The organism is Marinococcus sp. LNHM4E3-1, assembly GCF_056034405.1.
This window is the reverse complement of sequence record NZ_JBQLID010000027.1, coordinates 1-7,688: the sequence shown is the minus strand read 5'-3', so window position 1 is coordinate 7,688 and position 7,688 is coordinate 1. Positions and strand designations below refer to the sequence as shown.

The window sequence follows — 7,688 nt, the reverse complement described above, 5'->3', positions numbered from 1 at the left end:
AACAAGCTCGTCGATCCGTTCAGCGGCCAGGAGCCGCGTCCGGAATTTCTGGCCAACCGCCAGGATACTTCCGCGATCAAGCCAAGCTCGGATCGTCTTTCACACAAAACTTCCACTTCTGCAAAATAAGATACAAAAAGCATCCGGTTTTTCTTCCCGGATGCTTTTTTCATTATAATGTCGGTCTTCAATCACCGTTTGAATGTCTGATCCTTTTCGTCGTTTGATTTCTGTGTAAGCAGTACACTGTATAAAAGCGCAAACACCATGCCACTGAAACCAATCATTTGAATAATAACACTTTCGAATCCCTGCAGCTGCAGAGTCCCCGTTAAAAACAGAGCGAGAAACGCAACCAACATTGCCACAGCCCATACAACTGGTTCTTTCATCGTTATTCCCTCCATTTTCTCTCATGAGTAGAGATAGGTTATCTATATCATAATAAATTCCTTTTCCTTTTCCCATCCGTCTGTAAAGTTATCTCCCATACTAATTTTTTCATTTGTCAGAAATAACTTTTGTTCACCACCGCTGTTACGTTGAAACAATCATCTATTCCTAGTATGATAGTGGATAGTCCTTGTTAGATAGACATTTGTATATGCATAGAAAAATACCCGTGCTGCGTATGGAGCACGCGAACCGTCATGCACATTGTCTGCGACGAAACTTCATGAGAGAGGGTCATAGCGATGGGAAACACAGAAAAAGATTTACGAAACCGCAGTAAAGCCATCAGCGAGGGAGCCAACCGGGCGCCGAACCGGGCAATGCTCAGGGCCGTTGGATTTACAGACGACGACTTTAAAAAACCGATGATAGGCATCGCAAGTACGTGGAGCGAGGTTACTCCTTGTAACGTACATATCGATAATCTTGCACGCCACGCAAAGCAGGGGGCGTCCACCAACGGTGGTGCACCGCTTATTTTCAACACAATTACCGTATCTGACGGAATCGCAATGGGCCATGAAGGCATGCATTACTCCCTTCCAAGCCGTGAAATTATTGCGGACTCGATTGAAACTGTTACCAATGCGGAGCGTCTCGACGGGGTCGTCGCCATCGGCGGCTGTGATAAAACGACGCCTGGCTGCGTCATTTCTCTGGCCCGCATGAACATTCCTTCCGTTTACGTTTACGGCGGAACTATTCAGCCGGGTAAACTAAACGGTAAAGATATTGATATTGTTTCGTCCTTTGAGGCTGTCGGCCAGCACCAGACTGGTCAGATCAGCGATGAAGAGCTTCATCAGGTAGAGTGCAATGCGTGCCCGGGTGCTGGTGCCTGCGGAGGGATGTACACAGCCAATACGATGGCTGCTGCCGTAGAAGCGCTTGGCATGAGCATCCCCGGTTCTTCCTCCACGCCTGCGATTTACGAATACAAAGAAACCGAATGCAGACAGGCCGGGGAATTAACCATCGAACTGCTTGAAAATAACATTCTTCCAAAGGATATTATGACGAAAAAAGCGTTTGAAAACGCCATTACGGTTGTTATGGCGCTTGGCGGTTCCACCAATGCGTTTTTACACCTTCTTGCGATTGCTCATTCGGCAGACGTGGACCTGTCTTATGACGATTTTGAACGCGTCCGCCAGAATGTCCCTCATATTGCCGACCTGAAGCCGAGCGGCAAATATGTCATGCAGGACCTTTATGAAATCGGCGGCGTGCCGGCAGTCATGAAGCTTCTCCATGAGGAGGGGCTCCTGCACGGTGAATGCCTCACGGTAACCAGCAAGACGCTTGCAGAAAACCTTGATGCTGTGCCGTCCCTCAAGGAAGGTCAGGAAATTATCCGTCCTATCGCTGAACCATTTAAAAAGACCGGTCCGCTTGTCGTTTTAAAAGGAAACGTCGCACCGGAAGGCTCCGTAATCAAGCTGTCCGGTCAGAAGATCAGCCGGTTCGAAGGTACGGTAAAAGTCTTTAACAGCGAAGAATCAGCTACAAAGGCCATCATGGACGGGGATATCGTCGAAGGAGACGTGCTCGTTATCCGTTACGTCGGCCCACAGGGCGGCCCGGGTATGCCGGAGATGCTTTCTGTCACTTCCATGATCGTAGGACGCGGTCTCGGAGGTAAAGTGGCTCTTATGACCGACGGTCGTTTTTCCGGCGGCTCACACGGTTTTGTTATCGGGCACGTTGCGCCTGAAGCAAGTGTTGGCGGTCCGATCGGCCTGCTTGAAAACGGGGATACCATCTCCATTGACAGTGACACGCAGGAAATCAACCTCCATATTTCCGATGAAGAGTTTGAAAAACGCCGAAACGCCTGGCAGGCCCCGGATCTTCCGGAAAAACGCGGAGCACTGGCCAAGTACGCTAAACTCGTTTCTTCAAGTGCCAAAGGCGCCGTTACCGACGCAGATTTATAAGCAATATTACGGAGAGCTGCCTTTTCGGGCAGTTCTCTTTCTTTTCAGCATTTTTTTGAAGACTCTTGAGTTTCCAACAATTTATGGTAAATTATGAAGGTATTGAGCACTACATACATAGCATAGCCACGAAAGGAGTTTCCTATGTCTAAAAAACCAAGGCCCAGTTCCGGCCGTACATTCGCAGCCATTGTAGCCGTTATAGCTGTGATTTTGCTCGCTATCATTCTTGTCGGCAACTTCGGCGGCGGAAGCAGTGACAATTCCGGCGGGAGCAGCGAAGAAAGTCTTGATACAAGCGGCCAGCCCCTCAAGGGGGACGAGGATGCCCCGGTAACAGTCGTTGAATTCGGGGATTATAAGTGCCCGGCGTGCAAAGATTTTCACGAATCGGTCGTTCCTGAAATCGAGTCCCAGTTTATTGAATCCGGCGATGCCGCTTTCCATTACGTTCATTACCCATTTCTAAGTGAAGATTCCACTACAGCGGCAGAATTCAGCGAAGCCGTTTATGGCGAACTCGGGGATGAAGCCTTCTGGAGCTTTCACGATACACTTTTCGCCAACCAGCCGCAGAATGAAGGCGGCGATTACTTTAACCAGGAACGTTTAGCGGAGCTGCTGCAGACAACAGCTTCCGAAGAGGAAGTAAACACAGTGATTGAAGCTTTTGAAAACGGCACCTATGAAGAAAACGTGGAGAATGACCGTTCCATGGCCGAAGATCTTGGTGTAAACAGCACCCCTTCCGTATTTGTGAATGGAGAACTATTTGAAGGTGACAGCTATCAGGAGCTGCTCGATATGATTGAAGAAGAGGCAGGGGAGTAACGCCTATGGATCGTTGGTTAAGTGCGGCCTGGCTAATGGCCATTACCGCTACACTCGGCAGCTTATCGTTCAGCGAAATTTTAGGCTACACGCCGTGTGAGCTTTGCTGGTATCAGCGCATTCTTATGTACCCGCTCGCAGTTATTTTGGGCGTGGCTGTCTTCCGCGGGGAGCGGCAGGTCATATGGTATGCGCTACCTCTTGCTGTTCCTGGCATGCTACTTGCAGGCTATCATTACCTTTACCAAAAGCTTCCCGTGCTGCAGCAGGCCACGGAATGCACCGGCGCGGTTTCCTGCTCCGATCAATCAGCGCAGTGGTTCGGGTTTATTACTATTCCTCTTCTTTCCTTCACTGCATTTTTGATTATTTCCATTGCTCTTTTGATTATCGCTGTACGCAAAAAATAGTCACATGCCCTCAGGCACGTGACTATTTTTTATTATTCTTCGGACGAAGCCACGGCTTCTTCTATTTCTGTAATCATTTTATCCATCGACTGCAGACCGCCGCCGGAAAGATACCAGTATTCCGGGTCCAGATAATGAATGTCATCGTTCTGCGCTGCCTGTGTTTCATTCACAATGTCATTATCGAGAGTTTCCGCAGCTGACTGCTCTTCCCCGCCTTCACTGACTACCGCACTGCGGTCTATGACGAAGAGGTGTTCTGGATCTTCTTCCGCTAAGTATTCATAGGAAGCACTCTGTCCGTGTGTAGATGCTTCGATATTTTCATCCGCTGCCGGCACGCCAAACACGTCATGAATCAGCCCGAAGCGGGATCCTTCGCCATAAACACTCAAGGAACCGTCGTTTACAAGCGTCACCAGCGACTCTCCGGCATCTTCAGCCTTTTCGTTTAAATCTTCAATGCGGGTATGAAGCTCGTCTACTTTTTCCTGCATCTGCTCTTCCTTCTGGAAAATCTCTCCGATCATTTCCATGTTGCTGTCAAAGGATTCCATATAATTTTCTGTATCCACTGCTGTATAAACAGTCGGAGCAATCTCGCTCAGTTCCTCATAGGCATCACTCTGGCGCCCTGAAATGATAATAACATCCGGCTCCATTGCGTTAATTGCTTCAAAATCCGGTTCTTTCAGGCTGCCGATATTTTCATATTCATCGCTGCTGTAATCATCCAGGTACGAAGGAAGCGACTCCTGGGCCACGCCGTCCACGTCTACATCAAGCTCATCCAGCGTTTCAAGCATTTCATAGTTAAACACGACGACATTTTCAGGGTTTTCCGGTACTGTTGTTTCACCCAGCTCGTGTTCCACCGTCACTTCCCCGCTGCTTTCCTCCCCATTTTCTTCATTGGTGTCTTCCTCATTTGAAGCACTGCTGTTTTCACCTTCTGCAGTTGATGACTCTGAATTATCAGCTCCGCATGCAGCAATAAGTGCTGTTCCCAATACTGCAGTTGACGCAAGCATCCATTTGCTCTTTTTCATTTTTCCATTCCCCCTGGATAAGTTATTTTATTTTCCAAGCCCTGATGCGCTGGTGCTCCCTCCTTTTGTTACTCTTTCGCCGTATCAACGGGCCGATGGCAGTGTTTATGTAAAGTAAACACAGATTTTCTGATCGTTAATACGACAGATCGGCATATCCATTTCATAGATATCTGTCAGTACTTCTGATGCCATCATCTCTTCGGTGGTGCCCTGAGCTACGATATGCCCATTTTTTAAAGCGACGATGTCATCGGAGTAACAGGAAGCAAAATTAATATCATGAATAACCAGAAGCACGGTTTTGCCCATGTCTTTCACTAAACGGCGCAGCACCTTCATGATTTGCACCGAGTGCTTCATATCCAGGTTGTTCAGCGGCTCATCGAGCAGAATGTAGTCGGTGTCCTGAGCAATAACCATTGCAATGAAGGCCCGCTGCCGCTGGCCGCCGCTCAGCTGATGAATAAAGGAGTCCTGCATCGTTTCAAGCTCCATGTAATCAATTGCCTGATCCACATATTTCCAGTCTTCTGCGCTCAGACGTCCCTGCGAATAAGGAAAACGGCCGAAGGAGATTAATTCACGGACGGTAAGCCGGGCGTTCATTTCGTTGGACTGCTTTAAGATCGCCAGTTTCTTTGCCAGCTCCCGGCTTTTTGTTTTCGTAATGTCCTTGTCCCCGATTTTCACTTCGCCTTCGTCCTTCGCGATCAAACGGCTGATCATGGCAAGCAGCGTACTTTTTCCCGCCCCATTCGGACCGATAAATGAGGTGATCTGTCCCTGCTTAATCGTTACGGAAACGTCGTCTACGACCGGCGTTTCATCATATTTTTTTGTTACATTCATTACCTGGACCATGCTTTATTCCCCCTTAATAACAGATAGATAAAGTAAATGCCTCCGATAAAATTCACAATGACGCTGATCGCTGTGTTGAAGCCAAGCACCCTCTCGACGAGCAACTGGCCGCCGATAAGAAATGCCACAGCCGCAAGCGCAGCAGCCGCAAGCAGCATGCTGTGCCGGTAATCCTTCATCAGCTCGTAAGCAACGTTTGCCACGAGCAGGCCTAAAAACGTAATAGGCCCGACGAGCGCGGTTGCAATGGAAATAAACATAACTACAACGACAAGCAGACGCTTTACCGCGTATTGATACGGCACTCCCAGGTTAACCGCCTGGTCCTTCCCAAGGGAGAGAACATTTAAATATTTCATGAAAGACAGGGAGTAGATAAACAGCAGTACAAAAGCCGCTGCAGAAATACCGAGAATATTTGTATTCACATTGTTAAAGCTTGCAAACATATTGTCCTGAATCGTTAAAAATTCATCTGGTGATATGAGGACCTGTAAAAATGTTGAAATGCTGCTGAACAATGTTCCGCAGACAATTCCGACGAGCAGCAGAAAGAAAATATCCTGCTGCTCCCCCTGAAATAAAAAGTAGTAAAGAATGACGGCAAACCCGAGCATCAAGGCAAGCGATACGAAAAAGTTCAACGGACCGTTAACTACAACCGCCGACGTGGAACCGAAAAAGAACACGAGTGCTGTCTGCAGCAAAATATACAATGAATCGAGACCTATAATACTAGGTGTTAAAATCCGGTTATTCGTAATCGTTTGAAAAATAACAGTGGAAAAAGCAATCGCACCGCCGGTCATAACCATAGCAAGAAGCTTCTCTGCCCGGTGCTCCAGGACGTAATCCCAGTTACCTCCAGCGTCTGTAAACATAAAGATGACGGCGAGAACAAGCGACAAAACAGCCAGTCCTATGATCTTCCAATTAAAACGCATATTTCTTCCTCCTCATCAGCATATAGAGGAACAAGAAACTGCCCAGGACACCTACGGTTAAACCGATAGGCACTTCATACGGAAAAACGATCAGCCGCCCAAAAATATCACAGACTAGCACAAACACCGCGCCAAGCAGTGCGGTATGAATCAGCGTTTTCTGCAGGTTGTCCCCCAGGTAGATAGCAACAATGTTCGGTACCACTAGGCCTAAAAAAGGGATGGTTCCCACTGTTAATATAACGACGGCCGTCACAGCGGCGACAATGGTAATGCCAAGATTGACGACTGTACGGTAATTCAGCCCCAGGTTCACCGCAAATTCTTCTCCCATGCCGGCGATCGTAAACCGTCCGGCAAATATGTAAGCTATGAAAATAAGCGGCAGGCTGACATACAGGAGCTCATACTGGCCGTTCACAATTAATGAAAAATCCCCCTGCAGCCAGGCTGACATGTTCTGGACAACGTCATACCGTAAGGCAAAAAACGTTGTGACGGAGCCTACAACACTCCCAAACATTAATCCCACCAATGGAATAAATATGGGATCTTTAAATTTCACGCGCTCCAGAATTGTCATAAAAATAAACGTACCGAGAAGTGCGAATAAAAAAGCTACGCCGGTCCGGAGCAGCGGCGTGGCTCCGCCAAACCAGATCATGGCCACTAAAATGCCAAACCGGGCCGAGTCCATCGTACCGGCTGTAGTAGGAGAAACAAACCGGTTCCGGCTCAGCTGCTGCATGATTAACCCACAGATGGCCATCCCCATGCCGGCCATAATAATACTGAGGAGCCGTGGTATACGGCTCGATGTCAATGTACGCCATTCGTCTTCGTTTCCTGCCATCAGCCCCTGAACCGACACCGTCTGGACGCCGATAAACAGGGAACCGGCCGAAAGAAGAACGAGAAGAGCGAGTAAGTACCACCATTTCATCTGTAAACACTTCATTTCCAAGAACAATTGCATCGTTCTGCGTCTAATTATTAATGATATTCATTATCAATTACATTTTTTATTCTATCACCCCGGTTTTAAATGTCAATGTACCTTTTGCTTTTTTCCTAAATTTTTCATAAACGAAAAAGCCGGCCTGCCTGAAAGGCAGAACCGGCGCAGATTGTAGACAAAGGCCTCCGAAAATGGATTTCGGAGGCCTTTGTTGTGCCATCGAAAGAAAAAAGAAGCCCTAA

General features: G+C 47.8%; 8 protein-coding genes. 3 read left to right on the top strand and 5 right to left on the bottom strand.

Annotated features, from left to right (window positions below; translation table 11 throughout):
• Positions 1-191: 191 nt before the first annotated feature.
• Complete coding sequence (locus tag ACTRXI_RS16120) at positions 192-392, bottom strand: hypothetical protein (RefSeq protein WP_474264250.1); 201 nt, start codon at positions 390-392, stop codon at positions 192-194.
• 303 nt (positions 393-695) lie between these two features.
• Here ACTRXI_RS16120 and ilvD point away from each other — a divergent pair, with 303 nt between their 5' ends.
• From ilvD to ACTRXI_RS16105, 3 genes are all read left to right on the top strand, one after another.
• Complete coding sequence (gene ilvD / locus ACTRXI_RS16115; protein WP_474264248.1) at positions 696-2,390, top strand: dihydroxy-acid dehydratase; 1,695 nt, start codon at positions 696-698, stop codon at positions 2,388-2,390.
• 144 nt (positions 2,391-2,534) lie between these two features.
• Complete coding sequence (locus tag ACTRXI_RS16110) at positions 2,535-3,221, top strand: DsbA family protein (protein ID WP_474264246.1); 687 nt, start codon at positions 2,535-2,537, stop codon at positions 3,219-3,221.
• 5 nt (positions 3,222-3,226) lie between these two features.
• Complete coding sequence (locus tag ACTRXI_RS16105) at positions 3,227-3,631, top strand: disulfide oxidoreductase (RefSeq protein WP_474264244.1); 405 nt, start codon at positions 3,227-3,229, stop codon at positions 3,629-3,631.
• A gap of 32 nt (positions 3,632-3,663) precedes the next feature.
• On the opposite strand, the gene ACTRXI_RS16100 is transcribed toward ACTRXI_RS16105, so the two are convergent.
• The 4 genes from ACTRXI_RS16100 to ACTRXI_RS16085 form a co-directional block, all read right to left on the bottom strand.
• Positions 3,664-4,680, bottom strand: a complete 1,017-nt coding sequence (locus tag ACTRXI_RS16100; protein ID WP_474264242.1) for a siderophore ABC transporter substrate-binding protein — start codon at positions 4,678-4,680, stop codon at positions 3,664-3,666.
• A gap of 105 nt (positions 4,681-4,785) precedes the next feature.
• Positions 4,786-5,544 carry an iron ABC transporter ATP-binding protein gene (locus ACTRXI_RS16095; protein ID WP_474264240.1) on the bottom strand — a complete coding sequence of 253 codons (759 nt, stop codon included), beginning with the start codon at positions 5,542-5,544 and terminating at the stop codon, positions 4,786-4,788.
• Positions 5,532-6,488, bottom strand: coding sequence for an iron chelate uptake ABC transporter family permease subunit (locus tag ACTRXI_RS16090; protein ID WP_474264238.1), 957 nt, complete (start codon positions 6,486-6,488; stop codon positions 5,532-5,534). The genes ACTRXI_RS16095 and ACTRXI_RS16090 overlap by 13 nt, the downstream gene beginning before the upstream one ends.
• Positions 6,478-7,431: an ABC transporter permease gene (locus ACTRXI_RS16085; protein WP_474264236.1), complete on the bottom strand. Its 954-nt coding sequence runs from the start codon at positions 7,429-7,431 to the stop codon at positions 6,478-6,480. The genes ACTRXI_RS16090 and ACTRXI_RS16085 overlap by 11 nt, the downstream gene beginning before the upstream one ends.
• Between the last annotated feature and the right edge of the window lie 257 nt (positions 7,432-7,688).

Bases quoted from the DNA above. Each gene is read 5' to 3' on its own strand.
- ACTRXI_RS16085 (WP_474264236.1), bottom strand. From the start codon at position 7,431: ATGAAATGGTGGTACTTACTCGCTCTTCTCGTTCTTCTTTCGGCCGGT.
- ACTRXI_RS16095 (WP_474264240.1), bottom strand. From the start codon at position 5,544: ATGGTCCAGGTAATGAATGTAACAAAAAAATATGATGAAACGCCGGTC.
- ACTRXI_RS16110 (WP_474264246.1), top strand. From the start codon at position 2,535: ATGTCTAAAAAACCAAGGCCCAGTTCCGGCCGTACATTCGCAGCCATT.
- ilvD (WP_474264248.1), top strand. From the start codon at position 696: ATGGGAAACACAGAAAAAGATTTACGAAACCGCAGTAAAGCCATCAGC.
- ACTRXI_RS16105 (WP_474264244.1), top strand. From the start codon at position 3,227: ATGGATCGTTGGTTAAGTGCGGCCTGGCTAATGGCCATTACCGCTACA.
- ACTRXI_RS16090 (WP_474264238.1), bottom strand. From the start codon at position 6,488: ATGCGTTTTAATTGGAAGATCATAGGACTGGCTGTTTTGTCGCTTGTT.
- ACTRXI_RS16100 (WP_474264242.1), bottom strand. From the start codon at position 4,680: ATGAAAAAGAGCAAATGGATGCTTGCGTCAACTGCAGTATTGGGAACA.
- ACTRXI_RS16120 (WP_474264250.1), bottom strand. From the start codon at position 392: ATGAAAGAACCAGTTGTATGGGCTGTGGCAATGTTGGTTGCGTTTCTC.